The sequence below is a fragment of the Yersinia massiliensis genome (genome assembly GCF_003048255.1).
GTDB classification, from domain to species: domain Bacteria; phylum Pseudomonadota; class Gammaproteobacteria; order Enterobacterales; family Enterobacteriaceae; genus Yersinia; species Yersinia massiliensis_A.
Map to the genome: position 1 here is coordinate 1,687,768 of NZ_CP028487.1, position 14,873 is coordinate 1,702,640.

Sequence of the window (14,873 nt, forward strand, 5' to 3'; positions counted from 1 at the left end):
TTCATCCCTCTATTTGAGCGGCGAATGGGTGCGCTCGATGCCATAACGTTCAATCTCTTTGTACGGCACCGTGACGGATTTATGCTTACGCACATCCACCAAGGTGACCCGGTCAGTACAGGAATAGCAGGGATCGAGGCTGCCGATAATCAGGGGCGCATCGGAAACGGTATTGCCACGCAGCATGTAGCGCAGCACCGGCCAATTGGCATAGGTGGCCGCGCGGCAACGCCAGCGGAACAGTTTTTGATTGTCGCCCGTCATGCTCCAGTGAACATCTTCACCCCGTGGCGCTTCTGAGAAACCGAGAGCAAACTTGTAGGGTTGATAGTGGACTTTCTCCTCCAGCAACGGGCCGCTTGGCATATGGTTCAGGCCATATTCAATCATCACCAATGAGTCAAAGAATTCACGGACTCGCACCAACAAGCGAGAGTTCACATCGCAGCCCTCTAAGCTAAACAGTTCTTTGGGCACATTGGCGTAGTTGGCGTAGCTGTGGTCGTGGCGCATATCGCGGGCAAAACCGCTGGCGCGGATCATCGGGCCGACAGGGCTAAAATCGCGGGCGATTTTACGGTCAAGCAGGCCAACACCGACCGTGCGTTGTTCAATGTTGGCGGTGCTCATCAGCATATCCACCAGTTGGCCGATATCAGCGCGCATCTCCGCCACTAATTGCAAGGTTTTGAGGCGATCGGCTTTGAGGATATCGCGACGCACGCCACCAATCAGATTCAGACCGTAGGTTTTACGCGCCCCAGTGAGCATCTCAGCGATGGTCATGGCTTTTTCACGCACGCGGAAGAACTGCATGAAACCGGTATCGAAGCCCACGAAGTGACAGGACAGCCCGATATTGAGCAGATGGCTATGCAGCCGTTCGACTTCCAGCAAAATGGTACGGATCATCTGCGCCCGCGGTGGCACGATAATGCCCAAGGCATTCTCAATCGATGAGGTATAAGCCACGCTATGCGTAAAACCGCAAATGCCGCAAATACGGTCTGACAAGAAGGTCACATCGTTGTAGCCCATACGGGTTTCAGCCAGCTTTTCCATGCCGCGATGAACATAGAACAAGCGGTAATCCGCATCGATAATGTCTTCGCCATCCACGAACAAACGGAAGTGACCCGGTTCATCGGAGGTAATATGCATTGGGCCGATAGGGACGACACGGCTGCTGCTGCCTGCTTCATTCTCAAACTGATAGGTTTCCGTATCGCCGGTCGGGGTGGGGCGTTGGCGGTAATCCATGGTGTCTTTACGCAGCGGATACAGATCGTCTGGCCAATCATCGGGCAGCACTAAACGCCGCTCATCTGGCAGACCCACCGGTTGTAAACCGTACATATCACGCACTTCGCGCTCACCCCAAACGGCGGCAGGAACGCGTGGTGTCACCGCAGGGAACTCAGGCCGTTCGGGGCTGATGAGCGCTTTGACGATAACCCAGCACTTATCGCCATAATGTTTACCGGTGTCTGCGCCGTATTGTTCGCGGCCTTCCATCGACAGCACATAATAAATCGCGAAATAGCCATTTAGGCTGCGTTCATCGTTACCGAACAACACCGATAACCAACCGCCTTGCTGGTAGTAAAGGTGTTCTACCACATCCGGCAGGCTGTTCAGCTTGATGGTAATGGTCAGTTGATCGTGGGTTTGCCATTCTTCATCGAGGATAGCCGACGGAAATTGTTCACGCAGGCGAGCCACATAAGCGGCACCGAGTTTTTCACCGCCCTGTGGTTGGCCTGAAACTGAAGTGGCTGAAATAGGCGTTTCGTGAGTCACGTTACATCTCCTGACGTGTCGGGGTAAGTTGCAGGGCGGTATGCGTATCTGCGACGGAAGGGGCTGTTGGTGCCGGTGAAATGGCTTTCATGGGGGACAGATGTTCCCACGGCAACATAAAGGGTTGTTCAATGGGGCTGTCATTCTTGAGCACAATTTGCGCCGCATCAGTCAGTAAACGGGTCACCGGGGTGGGGATATGCACGCCGAGTAGCAACATCAGCAGTAAAAGCAGTGCCATAGGTGCCGTGGTGAGTATGCCTAATTCGCCTTTACTGACCGCTTCGGGTGGCGTCCCTAATACCGTACTGGCAATCATGCGTACCAGCCCTGCTAAAACCAATGTCAGCAGCAGGAGCAGCACAATCACCAGCCCGATATGGCCCGCTTTGATGGCCGCAGCCACCACCATAAATTCGCTGATAAACACGTTAAACGGTGGCATCCCTGCCAGTGCCAGCGCGCCCCCTGCCAATAGCACAGCGGTGAGGGGTGCGACACGAATAATGCCTTTGATTGCCCCCATATCCCGTGTGCCATATTTCAGCAATACGTTACCGGAGCCGCAGAACAGCAAGGTTTTTGCCAAGCTGTGATTCAGGGTGTGGAACAGCGCGGCTAGCACACCGAGTGGGCCACCAATGCCCAGTGCAACAGCGATTAACCCCATGTTCTCGACGCTGGAATAAGCCAGCAAGCGCTTCATATCGCGCTGCGCCAGAATAAAGAACGCTGAGACAGCGACGGACATCATGCCAAACACCAACAGCAACATTTGCGGGAAGTATGGCCCGATGGCGGTACTGATAATGATGTAATAACGGATGATCACCAGCAGGGCACAGTTGAGTAGCACGGCAGATAATAAGGCGCTGGTGGGGCTAGGGGCTTCACTGTGGGCGTCGGGCAGCCATGAGTGCATCGGGAACAGGCCCGTTTTGGTGCCAAAGCCAATCAGGATAAAGACAAACGCCAGATGCATCAGGCTAGGATCCAGCTCTTTGGCATGCTCTGCGACCACCGTCCAGAAGATAGCACTGCCCGGATCGGCCAACACATTGGCGGCGTTGGCATACACCAACACGGTGCCATACAAGCCGAATGCCACGCCAACCGTACAGATAATGATGTACTTCCACGCCGCTTCCAGTGACGAACGTTGACCGTATAACCCCACCAAAAAGGCCGAGCTGAGGGTGGTGGCTTCGATACCGACCCACATTAGAATCAGGTTGTTACTGGTGACCACCAGCAACATGGTGAACAGAAACAGATGGAAGAAGCCGTAATAGTTGCACAGTGTACCGACCGTGATTTCACCGTTATTCACTTCATGGCGCATATAGCCGAGGGAATAAACGCCGGTGATAAAGCCGATAATGGCCAAAATGGCTAAGAAGAGTGCGCTGAGGCTGTCAATATGCAACCAGTGGTGCGCCGCGAGAATCTCCCCGTCGAGCGCCACTCGACACACCACCGTCAATGCCACCACCAGCAATAAACTGATCCCGACGACATGCACCCAAGTGGTTGCCGCGCGGGCTGCATTGCCCAAAGCACGCGAGGCAAAAGCCAGCAGTGAGGCTATCAGAGGTATCGCCAGCAGTAACAACAGCAGGTCCATATTACTCATTTCATTACCCCTTGAGCGCCGTCAGTTGTTTAACATCCAGCGTGTGCAGCGTGCGGTAAATTTTGCGCGCCATGAACGTCATCACAATCACCGCGAAGATGGCATCGGTGGCGATACCAATCTCCACCAACTCCGGTGCGCGAAAAGCGAGTAGTGCCAGCATCAAGTGCGCGCCATTCTCCATCAGGCAGTAGCCAAAAATATTTTTCAGAATATTGCGCTGGGTGACGATGCACAGCAGGCCAATCAGGAAATGCCCTAAGGACACCGCCAGAGCCGGTTTGAGGGCGCTCACCATCGGCAATTGCACCGGTTCGACCACAAAGTAACTGAGCAAAATAATGATGGCGGCGATAAAGATCAGGCTAGCCGTGCCTATCACACCACCGTTGGCTTTGGGGTCTTCCATCTGGCGAAACGCGCGATACATAATCCACGGCACCAGAACCACTTTGGTGATAAATGCCGTTAACGACCACATGTACAACTCGTGGGCGTGCAGCGTTTCAGCCAGCACCAGAAAAATCAGCACCAAGACCAGTGACTGCAAGGCATAAAACAGCGCCGAGGTCGCGGGTTTCTTCACGATGATGACAAGCAGCGAGGTAATGATCAGCAGCCCTGCGAGATTGTTGACGAGTAATGTTCCGGTCATTTTCTACTCCCTTATCCGAGCCAAGCGACGGCAATAAAGCTTGAGCACACTGACATGATCACCAGAATCACCAGCACCCCTTGCATCGCCAACGGCAGCGGTTTAGCACTGGCGACTTCTTCTGATGGCTTACCGGGTACGGTTTGCCCGAACCAGTACAAGAACCAGCCGAAGCTCGCCACCGATTCAATCAGCGCCAAGACCAGCAGCGGGATCAGGAGCCAATGTTCGTGAGAGAGCGAGAAGCCAGCAGCAAAAATGGGGAATTTACTGAAGAAGCCGTTGAAAGGCGGTACACCGGTGATAGCCAGTGCTGCGACACAGAACCCGACGCCCAGTAGCGGCATCTTGCCCATGATGCCTTTGAGTTTCGGCAACATGCGGGTGCCACAGCTGTAGCTCAGCGCACCGGCGACCAAGAAGAACAAACTCTTGGCAAATGCATGGTTGAAGATGTAAGCAATGCCGCCTTCAAAGGCTAAGTTGGAGCCATAGATAGCCAGTGACAATGCGAAGAAGATATAAGACAGCTGAGTGATGGTGGAGTAGGCCAGCAGTCGCTTCATATCTTTTTGCGGCAAATACATGAAGAAGCCATAAATCAGCGTAATCACCGCCATCACCATCCCCACGGTACCGATAATCTGCGGCACATCTCCCGCTGAGTAGATGGCGCGGGCGAAGATATAGACACCCACTTTGACCATCGAGGCAGCATGCAGATAGGAACTGACCGGTGTCGGTGCTTCCATCGCATCGGGTAACCAGATATGCAGCGGCAACTGGGCTGATTTCCCCCAAGCCGCAAACAGAATGCCGCCGAACACGATGATTTTGGTGGTGTTATCCAGTTGCGCCAGCGCCGTAAGCGCAAAGGTGCCGGTGTTGACCAACAGCACCGCCGCCGCCAGATACAGGCCAATGGCAGCTACGTGGGTCACCAACAAGGCTTTGAGCGCGGAACGTAAGGATCGCTGGCTCTGATAGTAACCAATCAAGCCCCACGAGCAGCCGCCGGTAATTTCAAAGAAGAACAGTTGGCCCAGTAACGTGGAGGAGAGAACCAGCCCCGCCATGGCACCGATAAACACCAGTAGCAACGCGTAATAGCGGTTTGTGCCTTCGTGCGGATGTTCCCGATTGCCCAGCGTGAGATAACCGGTGGAATAGATACTGACCAGCAGCCCAAGGAACACCACGGCAAAAGCAATCAAGGTGCTGATGCGGTCGATGGTCAGGCCAAATAGTGCCATTTCGCCGTAATGAATCAGATTAAAGGTGACATCTACCTTTCCACCGCCTAAGTAGGCGTAGGCCAAGAGTACCGTCCCCAAGGTGGCTAGCAGGGCAAAAAAGGTACAGGACCATTTCGCCATGCGCTGGGGTAGACAGGCGGTGAAGATAGCCCCCGCAAACGGGATCAAAATAGTCGCAAGGGCTACATGTTCCATGAGGGCTATGTTTTCCATAATGGCTAAGTTCATAAGACCAATGTTCATAAGAGCCATGTTCTCCATGATGGGGTGATTAGCGCCTTAAAGACCCGTGAGATAGAAAACGAGGGATAGGGCAGCGACGCCAAACCCCAACCAAGTAACATGAGAGGTCAACAAGAAACGCCCTCGGGCAATACTGTTTTCCACCACAGAGGCGAGGGTAAACACCACCACTAATTTGATCACGCAGGCGACTAGCGCCCATAGCATGCCGGTTCCGCTCAGCACCGCCAGCTTGCCAAACGGGATAAACACGCCGAGGAACAGTTGCGCGACAACCACTTGTTTCAGGCTAATGCCCCATTTGACCAACCCCAGCGAAGCACCGGAATATTCGGTTAATGGCCCTTCTTGGAGCTCTTGTTCAGCCTCGGCGACATCGAATGGGATTTTGCCCATTTCGATAAATACCGCAAAGCCGCAGGCCAGCAGCGCCAATGCCGTGGCGGTTGGTGATTGCCAGTGGCCTTCAGATAGCGCAGTGCTAATGGTGCCGATATTGGTGGAGCCAGCGATTAACCCCACGACCAGCAGCGAGAGGATCAGCGTGGGTTCGACGAGCACGCCCAGCGTTAACTCACGACTCGCGCCGATACCTGCGAAGATGCTGCCGCTATCCAAACCAGCTAACGAGAAGAAGAAGCGGAATAGCGCAAACAGATAAAGCAGAGCGATCAGATCCCCTGCGACACCAAAGGGTGACGCCAAGGTGAAAATCGGCAGCGCCATCGCGATCAGTAGCATGCTACCCAACAGCACATAGGGCATCAGGCGGAAGATGACGCCAGCATTCGCCGGTGCTACATCTTGCCGCTTCAGCAGCTTGGCTAAATCGCGGTACTCTTGCAGCACACCCGGCCCACGGCGAGAATGCATTCGGGCTTTCACCATGCGGGAAATACCGGACATTAGCGGTGCCAGCGCCAGCATGAAAAGCGCCTGCCCGAAGGCGAAGGCAATCATAGAGACTGCAGGCATATCAGTAGTTGGCATTGCTCGTCTCCTTAAATAGCCGCGACAATCAGCAGGACCACCAGTGCGGCGACCACATACAGACAGTAGAGGCGGAAATCACCCTGTTGCAGCCACTGAATACGCTGGCTGAGCCATTGGATAGCGCGGATAAGCGGGGCCACAACGTGGTCGTCCCATACCGGTTCCACTTTGGTGGCACCATTAACGGAATGCTCCAAAGCCGTTTTCATCATCGGCGCGGGGTCCAGTTTTTTACGCATACGGTAGAGCGGGGCAAACATCACCCGCAGCGGTTGGGTAAAGCCCCCAGCCGAAACCGTCATGTCTTGCTCGTAGGCATAGCCACAGGCCCAAGGATCTCCGCCATGACGAAAGGTCAAGCGGCTGCCTTTGTAGAGGTGGGTGACCAGTAAAATCACCAGCGGCAAGAGAAGTAAGCCGAAGAAGATATAGAGGGTGGACAGCATCGCTTGCGTGCTGTGTTGTGGGAACAGCACGGCCCCTTGGGCTACCTGCAACGTCGGTGCTGGCGAGGTGGTAATCAGACTAGAGGCGATGCGGGCGATGACGGGCGCGACATGGGAAGCCCCCACGCCCAGTGCGAGGCAAAGTAATGCCAGCAGCAGCATGGAGGCGGTCATCGGCCACGGCACTTCTCGCGCTTGTGCCGCTTTTTCTGTGCGCGGCAAGCCACAGAAGCTAATGCCATACACTTTCACAAAGCACATCGCGGCCAACGCACCGGTGATGGCGAGCATCACAATGGCAATCGGCCCTGCGAGGCGAATAATAAAGCCGCCGTCTTTGGTCATGGTAAACAGGGATTGGTAGGTGAACCATTCACTGACAAAACCGTTAAACGGCGGCAGAGCCGAGATCGCCATACACCCCACCAAAAAGGCCAGCGCGGTATAAGGCATCATTCTGGCCAGCCCGCCCATTTTCTCCATGTCTTTGGTGTGGATGCGATAAATGACGGCACCAGCACCGAGGAACAGTAGCCCTTTGAAGACGGCGTGGTTAAGCAGATGGTAGAGCGCGCCGAGCAGGCCAAGGGCCGCCAATACCGGTTGCTGGCTGGCGATGCCTATCATGCCGACACCAACTCCCATTAAGATAATGCCGATGTTTTCAACCGTGTGATAAGCCAGTAGCCGTTTGATATCGTGCTCTGCCAGTGCATACAGCACCCCTAATACGGAAGACACAGCGCCGAACGCCAGCACGACCACGCCCCACCACAGTTGGCTGGCGCCGAGTAAATCAATGCCGACCTTGATGATGCCGAAGATGCCGATTTTGACCATGACACCGGACATCAAGGCTGAGGCATGCGACGGTGCAGCAGGGTGCGCCCGTGGCAGCCAGCCGTGCAGGGGGAGCATCCCCGCTTTCGCACCAAAACCAAAGAAGGCCAGTAAGAAGATAATCGAGGCCATGATGGGCTGCGGGTTGGCTTGCCGGAAGGCGGCGAATTCCAGACTACCGCTGAGGCGATAGAGCAGGAAGAAGGCAATCATGATGAGCACTGAACCGGCGTGGGCAATGAGAAAATAGAGCAGGCCCGCGTCGATAGCATCGTCGTCTTGATCTGAAATCACCAAGAAGTAAGAGGCTAGCGACATCATTTCGAAGAAAACGATAAAATAGAAGGCGTTATCGACGACCACCAAGGCCACCATCGAGGCGATGAACAGGTTCATAAACACCCCCATTCCCCACGCCCCGCGCCCTTTGTATTCCTGCACATAGGCTAATGAATAGAGTGCGGTTATCACGACCAACAATGAAATCACCAGCAGCATAAAGGCCGCCAGTGGATCAAGGCGTAGGCTGAAGGCGGCGAAGGGGAATGGCCCCGCTGTCACGAAGGTAATGATGCCGCCGCCCAGTAATGTGGGGGCAGCGGCCAATAAACCCGCGATACCGCCGAGCAATGAGGCCAGTCCAGAGGCATAAATTGCCAGTGTTTCGCGCCGCGCCAAGAGCAGGGAAAGCAGTGCACCCGCGAGATAGAGCAATAAAGAGAGCGACAATAGCTCAAGTGAATTCATCATCTTTTTTGCTCCTCGTGAGAGATGGCGGGCGAGGTGTCCACAGTCATAAAGGGCAGGTCATTAGCAAACCAACTGGCCGCGGCCATGCGCTTAGCCTGACTCGCTTGTTCAATGCTGTGCTCATCAACCAGCATTAAGGCGTTGGTTGGACAGACCCGCACACATTCCGGCCCTTGGGGTTGGAAGCTGCACAGGTCGCATTTCACGGCCACGGTGCGCACGCCCGCCGTCCAAGCCAAGAAAGGATTCATATTGGCTGGACTGAAAGGCACATCGGACAGTTCGGTCATGGGGATGTATTCAGGGAAAGTTTCCGGTACGGCTAAGGGTTTGCTGCCTGACGGTGTGATCGCGCCAAATGGGCAGGCGATACCACAAAGTTTGCAGCCGATGCAGGTGGTTTCATCTAATTCAACTGCGTTGTTGGTCAGGGTGATGGCATTAACAGGGCACACCCGCGCACACCACGCATCTTCACAGTGACGACAGAGAATCGGTGCCGTAACCGTGGCGTTACGCATTACGGTCAATCTGGGATGCTCTTGTAAACCTTCGGCTTTATGTACTTGGCTGCAAGCAGCCATGCAGGTATTGCATCCAATACAAAGCCTCGGCTCCGCAATCACAAAGCGGTTCATAGCCATACCCTCCGGGACAAAAATCTGGTGACAGTCAGGCAGATAGAAATCATTTCCCAGCCCTGAAGCATATTTTGTGCCAGCCCGAAGACGGTAAAAGAAAAAGCCGCGTGAAAGCCCGTCTGCTGTGCGTTAGCGGGATGACAGATAAATTGCGGTGACGTAAAAGGCAGGAAAAACAGGCTGATTGCGGCGGTGACGTGTCGACATTAGTGACGAAAACCAAGCTGGTGGGTGACACTTCGACAGTGATTATTCATTCAGCAAATTTGATACGGATTAACTGTTATTTATTCCTATATTTATCATTAGGTTAGCTTATGCGGTATATCGCTAAATAGTGGGGTATTGCTGGCATCTTCTTTGCATTGCTTTGACAGAGCAATGATCACCGGAGCAAAACAGTTATGCATGAGATCACTTTGTGCCAAAACGCGATAGCGATGATGGAGCAACAGGCTAGGCAACATGGCGCGCAGCGGATTACGGGGGTGTGGTTGGAAACCGGTGCATTTTCCTGTGTCGAACCGCAGGCATTGGCGTTCTGTTTTGAGTTGGTGTGTCGCGGCACGCTGGCGGAAGGTTGTGTCTTGCATCTTAGTCAGCAGCAGTCGCAGGTGTGGTGCCATGACTGTCAGCAGAACGTGAATTTGCTGAGCAGTAAAGTGACTCGTTGTCCGTTGTGTGCGGGGAGTCATTTGCGTATTGGCGCGGCAGACGATGGTGTGATGATTAAGCGGTTGGAGGTGGAATGACGCTGTTTTTTGTGGTGAGCATGGTGCGATTAGGCGGTTTGGAGGGCAGATTATGTGTATAGGCATCCCTGGGCAAATTGTGGCATTGGATGGTTCGCAAGCGGGAACGGCTTGGGTGGATGTCTGTGGTGTGCGGCGTAGCGTCAATATCATGTTGGTGGCCGAGAATGAGGCAGCGGGTACGGCCTTGATAGGGCATTGGGTGTTGGTGCATGTGGGGTTTGCCATGAGCCGTTTGGATGAGGATGAGGCGTTGGAGACGTTGCAGTTGTTGCAGGAGATGGGGGAGGTTGAGGCGGATGTGAGGGGGTTTTTGGGGCAGGGGGAAGGGGTTGTATAGGTTGATGGTGGGGAGGTTGGGTTATTGGGGGGGCTAGGTGGTTTGTTCGGTTGTTAGAGGTTTGTGGTTTGTTTGGCTTTTGGTGGCACAACCGCCAAAGGGGGCAGCGGCCCCCTTGTGGAATCCCGCGCTGTGCGCGAAATATTACTGCTTTCGCAGTGCCCTCCTGCAGTTTGCAGGCTGTTCGAACCGGTGCTGACTCGCTCCCAACTCGACAGCCCCTTTCGCCGCGTCCATGCGGCTCATTCGGCCTGCAATCTTTGTCGGTAATAGTTTCTGATTGCGCTTGAGGTCAAAGGCAAGGTCAAAGGCGGAATCAAGGCAAGGGCAAGGGCGAAATCAAGGGCAAAGGAAAAGGCAAAGGGAGGGATGGGGTAAGATGTGGGGTGAAGGCTAGATTGGAACTGTGGCATAACCCAAAACTTATGGTGTGAGTTTTGGGTTATGGGGTGGTGGTTTTCTGCTTTTCTTCTGCCAGTCGGTGTTCTAGCTCGACGAGTTGTTCGGGCGAGACGGCGGGGTAGCCTTGGGCGTCGTCCGGTATGACGTGTACGGCCGGAATGGGGATTAATGGGCCGAGGAAGCGGGGTTCGCGTTTTAGTAAATAAAGGTCTGTTAGTGCGCCAAGGCGGGCGAAGATTTCGCGTACTCGGACACTGAGCATATCTTTAGGCGATGGCACCGCGAAGCATTGAGCTTGTATTCCCATGTGTAGGGCGATAAACAGTGCTCGTTCGCAGTGGAAACGTTGGGTGATGATGATAAAGTCATTGGTATCAAAGACTTTACGGGTGCGGACGATTGAGTCCAATGTGCGAAAACCAGCGTAGTCCAGTACGATATCGGCCGGTGCGACACCTGCGGCGATTAAGTCTCTGCGCATGGTCATGGGTTCGTTATAGCTTTGTAGGGCGTTGTCGCCACTGAGGAGTAGGTAGCTGACTTTTCCGCTGTTGTAAGCGTTGATCGCGCCTTGAATGCGGTATTGATAGAACTGATTAATCCCACCCGTACGATAATATTTGGCTGTGCCCAATACCACGCCAACTTGGCGGTGGGGCAAATCTTGTAGCTCATCGTAGATGAATGGGGCTGTTTTCCAACTGATCCAGCGATCGAGCGCAATAGCTGTGACCATCAGCAACCCTGCGATGGTAATTAAGCTAATAATCAAGCGTTTCCACATGCTTTTGCCTTTGATGCATTCAACTCACTGGTGATAATGATTAGGCTACTTTACCTGTCGATGTGGTGCAAGCCATTCTCTACCCTTCGGCCTTGCCGTTACAGGGGTGTTAGCTGCTCGCACTCACCCGAATCACTTACCTGTGTAAGCTCATCGGGATTCGTTTATTTGCTGCCTACCTGTAACAGCAATGACTCGGGTATTACCCTTTGGCCTTGCCGTTACAGGGGTGTGAGCTGCTCGCACTCACCCGAATCACTTACTTGTGTAAGCTCATCGGGATTAACAATGCGCCTGTTGCGGTGCGAACAAGCCGATCGTAAAGACGCCGTGAAATCGTCCCTGATGGCTCGAGCCGCGCCATCCTAGGCGCGGACGCTCTACTCTTCCGCTTGTTCTCACCGTTCGTGATCGGGTCATTGGTGTTTGTCAGCAGTCTGTGGGTATCACCTTGAGATTGCTGACAATGTGCCTGTTGCGGTTCGCCTTGCGGATAAGCTTAGAACGATGTGCGCTTATAGCTGCGGTACTGTGGCTGCCAATAGTTATGCTCAATGGATTTGGCGAGTGCTTCCTCTGAGGTCACAATGGCGACGCCTTGTAGCTGTGCGGCCTTACCGACTTGCATGGCGATCGTCTTGGAAACCGCCTGAATATCATCGATATTGGGCAGCAATGCCCCTTCACCATTCAGCGCCAGCGGTGAACAATCCGCTAATGCACGGCTGGCCGCCATCAACATACCATCGGTAACGCGCTTGGCACCGGATGCCAGTACGCCTAGACCAATACCTGGGAAGATATAGGAGTTGTTACATTGAGCGATCGGATAAACTTTTTCTTTGTAGCTGACCGGTGAGAATGGGCTGCCTGTCGCGACTAACGCTGCGCCATCGGTCCAGTTAATAATATCTTCTGGCCGTGCTTCAACTCGTGAGGTTGGGTTCGACAGCGGCATCACAATTGGGCGTGGGCAATGTTTGTGCATTTCGCGGATCAATTCTTCCGTAAACAGCCCAGGCTGACCTGACACGCCAATCAATACCGTTGGTTTGGCATTACGCACAACGTCGAGCAGTGAAATTGAGTCGCTGGTCAGATTCCATTGCTGCAATGCATCGCTTTTTTGCACCAATTTACTTTGGAAATCCAACAAGTTTGGTAGCTTATCCGTTAACAGGCCGAAACGGTCAACCATAAAGACGCGCCCACGGGCTTGCTCTTCACTCAAACCTTCCGAAATCATTTGCGCGATAATTTGCTCTGCAATCCCGCAGCCCGCAGAACCTGCCCCGAGGAAGGTCACGGTTTGGTCGCGTAACTGGCTGCCAGCAGCATGGCTGGCGGCAATCAAACTGCCCAGTGTCACGGCTGCGGTGCCTTGAATATCATCGTTGAAACAGCACAACTCATCACGGTAGCGGTTTAGCAGTGGCGTGGCATTGTTCTGAGCGAAATCTTCAAACTGCAACAATACATTTGGCCAGCGGCGTTTTACCGCCTGAATGAATTCATCCACGAAGGCATAATATTCATCACCAGAGATGCGCGGGTGACGCCAGCCCATATACAGTGGGTCATTCAGGCGTTGTGGGTTATTGGTGCCGACATCTAATACGACTGGCAAGGTATAAGCTGGGCTGATACCACCGCATGCGGTATACAGTGATAGTTTACCGATAGGAATACCCATACCGCCAATGCCCTGATCGCCAAGGCCGAGAATACGTTCACCGTCAGTCACCACGATCACTTTTACATTCTGCTTGGTGGCGTTTTGCAGCATATCGTCGATGTGATCACGATTGGGATAAGAGATGAATAACCCGCGCGCGCGGCGGTAGATGTCTGAAAAGTGTTCGCAGGCTTCACCAACCGTTGGCGTGTAGATAATGGGCATCATCTCGCTCAGATGCGCTTCTAACAGGCGATAAAACAGGGTTTCGTTCGTGTCTTGGATGTTACGCAGATAAATATGTTTATCGTCGTCGTTTTTGAAATCCTGATACTGGCGGTAAGCACGCTCAGCTTGTTCTTCAATGGTTTCAACCGTTTCTGGCAATAATCCATGCAAGTTGAACTGGTTGCGCTCTTCATCGGTAAAGGCGCTGCCTTTGTTCAGGAGAGGAAATTCTAACAAGATAGGGCCGGCGTAGGGGATGTACAGGGGACGCTTACTTTCGTATTCAAGTTCCATGAGTTTTACTCTTAGACGTTATCAGGTAGTTGCCCCGATCCTAAAAGATAAGAGAAATATGTACAGCTTTTGTTAGTTAAATATATCTGTCACCGATAGAAATGCGAGTTATCTAGCAGATTTAGAGAGTTAAGCTGGGAATGTAATGTTTGATGGGTCTGGGAATATAATGTTTGATGAATCTGGGGTTAACGATATAACCCCAGAAAATTGGCTTTTATTGGCTTAAAAAAGTGACGCGATCAACATCCGTACAGCTTAATGCCGCCAGTGTTGCATTCGTGGCATCCCACTGACTTAAAATCGCTTCATTACCTTCAACCAGTACCGCGCGGCGGATGGTCCAGCAATCTTTGCCGGAAAGATTCGCCAGAATTAATGCTCCTTGCAGCGGCGGTAAACTGGGGTTAAACGCGGCATTTTCTGCATAACGACCAATGTAAATCGAACCGTCTGCCAATTCCACCGCCACACCGCTGTGTGCCAGGCTGTATGGTGCATGGCTGTGGTTTGCGCCATCAAGTGCCGCTTGCGTCAGTGGATCCGTTTCTGCCAACGAGTAACCATGATCCACCGCATCCATTAACAGGGTAGTGATCGCCAGATCTTTGGGGCCGAAGGCATCGGGCAGATATTGGCCTAACGTCGACACGGGGCGACCTGGCAAATGAATATGCAAGTCAGTGCCACTGTTGAGCTCATTCATAAACTGGCGGCAGTGACCGCAAGGGGTGTAATTCACCGTAATGGAAACTAGGCTGGCTTCACCGCGTAGCCATGCATGGGTGACCGCACATTGCTCGGCATGAATGGTTTGCTGCAAAGGCGCGCTGGTGAACTCCATATTGGCGCCGAAATACAGATTACCGCTTTTCCCGCGCGCAATGGCACCGACCATAAAGTGTGAGATTGGTGTTAATGCGCAAGCTGCCGCGAGGGGTAATAACGCAAATGCCAATGCGTCGTCATCTAACCCGCTGATGTCCTTAACCGTTTTCACTTGTTCGGCAGTCAGCATGGCAGGGAAATCGTTTGCGCTCAGAATAGGTTCAAGTGCGGATTGCAGTGCCGTGGGCAACTCAGCCCAAGGGGCATGAAAACGTGCTTGCATGGGTTTTCTCCAATGGTAACGGGACGCTAT

General features: G+C 53.3%; 12 protein-coding genes. 2 read left to right on the top strand and 10 right to left on the bottom strand.

The window, feature by feature from the left end; genetic code table 11:
• Positions 1–9 precede the first annotated feature (9 nt).
• The 7 genes from DA391_RS07735 to DA391_RS07765 all read right to left on the bottom strand — a co-directional run bounded on the left by DA391_RS07735 (position 10) and on the right by DA391_RS07765 (position 9,254).
• On the bottom strand, positions 10–1,800 hold the full coding sequence (locus DA391_RS07735; protein WP_098904726.1) for an NADH-quinone oxidoreductase subunit C: 1,791 nt from the start codon (positions 1,798–1,800) through the stop codon (positions 10–12).
• A 1-nt stretch (position 1,801) separates the two neighbouring features.
• Complete coding sequence (locus DA391_RS07740; RefSeq protein ID WP_057649877.1) at positions 1,802–3,433, bottom strand: hydrogenase 4 subunit F; 1,632 nt, start codon at positions 3,431–3,433, stop codon at positions 1,802–1,804.
• Positions 3,434–3,437: 4 nt separating this feature from the next.
• The gene (hyfE, locus tag DA391_RS07745; RefSeq protein WP_019210561.1) at positions 3,438–4,088 is read right to left on the bottom strand and encodes a hydrogenase 4 membrane subunit; all 651 of its coding nucleotides are present in this window, start codon (positions 4,086–4,088) and stop codon (positions 3,438–3,440) included.
• A gap of 11 nt (positions 4,089–4,099) precedes the next feature.
• A complete protein-coding gene (locus DA391_RS07750) occupies positions 4,100–5,539 on the bottom strand; it encodes a hydrogenase 4 subunit D (RefSeq protein WP_172986956.1) in 1,440 nt (479 codons plus the stop codon).
• A gap of 84 nt (positions 5,540–5,623) precedes the next feature.
• Complete coding sequence (locus DA391_RS07755) at positions 5,624–6,577, bottom strand: respiratory chain complex I subunit 1 family protein (protein ID WP_050079916.1); 954 nt, start codon at positions 6,575–6,577, stop codon at positions 5,624–5,626.
• 11 nt (positions 6,578–6,588) lie between these two features.
• The gene (gene hyfB / locus DA391_RS07760) at positions 6,589–8,616 is read right to left on the bottom strand and encodes a hydrogenase 4 subunit B (RefSeq protein ID WP_108087512.1); all 2,028 of its coding nucleotides are present in this window, start codon (positions 8,614–8,616) and stop codon (positions 6,589–6,591) included.
• Positions 8,613–9,254: a 4Fe-4S dicluster domain-containing protein gene (locus tag DA391_RS07765; protein ID WP_050286116.1), complete on the bottom strand. Its 642-nt coding sequence runs from the start codon at positions 9,252–9,254 to the stop codon at positions 8,613–8,615. Before DA391_RS07765 ends, hyfB begins: the two co-directional genes overlap by 4 nt.
• Positions 9,255–9,661: 407 nt before the next feature.
• On the opposite strand from DA391_RS07765, the gene hypA reads away from it, so the two are divergent.
• Together hypA and DA391_RS07775 are read left to right on the top strand one after the other, a co-directional pair.
• A complete protein-coding gene (gene hypA, locus DA391_RS07770) occupies positions 9,662–10,009 on the top strand; it encodes a hydrogenase maturation nickel metallochaperone HypA (protein WP_019210556.1) in 348 nt (115 codons plus the stop codon).
• A 52-nt stretch (positions 10,010–10,061) separates the two neighbouring features.
• The gene (locus DA391_RS07775) at positions 10,062–10,349 is read left to right on the top strand and encodes a HypC/HybG/HupF family hydrogenase formation chaperone (RefSeq protein WP_050079912.1); all 288 of its coding nucleotides are present in this window, start codon (positions 10,062–10,064) and stop codon (positions 10,347–10,349) included.
• Between the two features lie 442 nt (positions 10,350–10,791).
• Here DA391_RS07775 and sanA read toward each other — a convergent pair whose 3' ends face one another.
• The 3 genes from sanA to cdd all read right to left on the bottom strand — a co-directional run bounded on the left by sanA (position 10,792) and on the right by cdd (position 14,843).
• Positions 10,792–11,535: an outer membrane permeability protein SanA gene (gene sanA, locus DA391_RS07785; RefSeq protein WP_050079911.1), complete on the bottom strand. Its 744-nt coding sequence runs from the start codon at positions 11,533–11,535 to the stop codon at positions 10,792–10,794.
• Between the two features lie 499 nt (positions 11,536–12,034).
• Positions 12,035–13,732, bottom strand: a complete 1,698-nt coding sequence (locus DA391_RS07790; RefSeq protein WP_049606454.1) for an NAD-dependent malic enzyme — start codon at positions 13,730–13,732, stop codon at positions 12,035–12,037.
• A 217-nt stretch (positions 13,733–13,949) separates the two neighbouring features.
• The gene (cdd, locus tag DA391_RS07795) at positions 13,950–14,843 is read right to left on the bottom strand and encodes a cytidine deaminase (protein WP_108087513.1); all 894 of its coding nucleotides are present in this window, start codon (positions 14,841–14,843) and stop codon (positions 13,950–13,952) included.
• Between the last annotated feature and the right edge of the window lie 30 nt (positions 14,844–14,873).

Bases quoted from the DNA above. Each gene is read 5' to 3' on its own strand.
- DA391_RS07740 (WP_057649877.1), bottom strand. From the start codon at position 3,433: ATGAGTAATATGGACCTGCTGTTGTTACTGCTGGCGATACCTCTGATA.
- hyfE (WP_019210561.1), bottom strand. From the start codon at position 4,088: ATGACCGGAACATTACTCGTCAACAATCTCGCAGGGCTGCTGATCATT.
- DA391_RS07750 (WP_172986956.1), bottom strand. From the start codon at position 5,539: ATGGAACATGTAGCCCTTGCGACTATTTTGATCCCGTTTGCGGGGGCT.
- DA391_RS07755 (WP_050079916.1), bottom strand. From the start codon at position 6,577: ATGCCAACTACTGATATGCCTGCAGTCTCTATGATTGCCTTCGCCTTC.
- hyfB (WP_108087512.1), bottom strand. From the start codon at position 8,616: ATGATGAATTCACTTGAGCTATTGTCGCTCTCTTTATTGCTCTATCTC.
- DA391_RS07765 (WP_050286116.1), bottom strand. From the start codon at position 9,254: ATGAACCGCTTTGTGATTGCGGAGCCGAGGCTTTGTATTGGATGCAAT.
- hypA (WP_019210556.1), top strand. From the start codon at position 9,662: ATGCATGAGATCACTTTGTGCCAAAACGCGATAGCGATGATGGAGCAA.
- DA391_RS07775 (WP_050079912.1), top strand. From the start codon at position 10,062: ATGTGTATAGGCATCCCTGGGCAAATTGTGGCATTGGATGGTTCGCAA.
- sanA (WP_050079911.1), bottom strand. From the start codon at position 11,535: ATGTGGAAACGCTTGATTATTAGCTTAATTACCATCGCAGGGTTGCTG.
- DA391_RS07790 (WP_049606454.1), bottom strand. From the start codon at position 13,732: ATGGAACTTGAATACGAAAGTAAGCGTCCCCTGTACATCCCCTACGCC.
- cdd (WP_108087513.1), bottom strand. From the start codon at position 14,843: ATGCAAGCACGTTTTCATGCCCCTTGGGCTGAGTTGCCCACGGCACTG.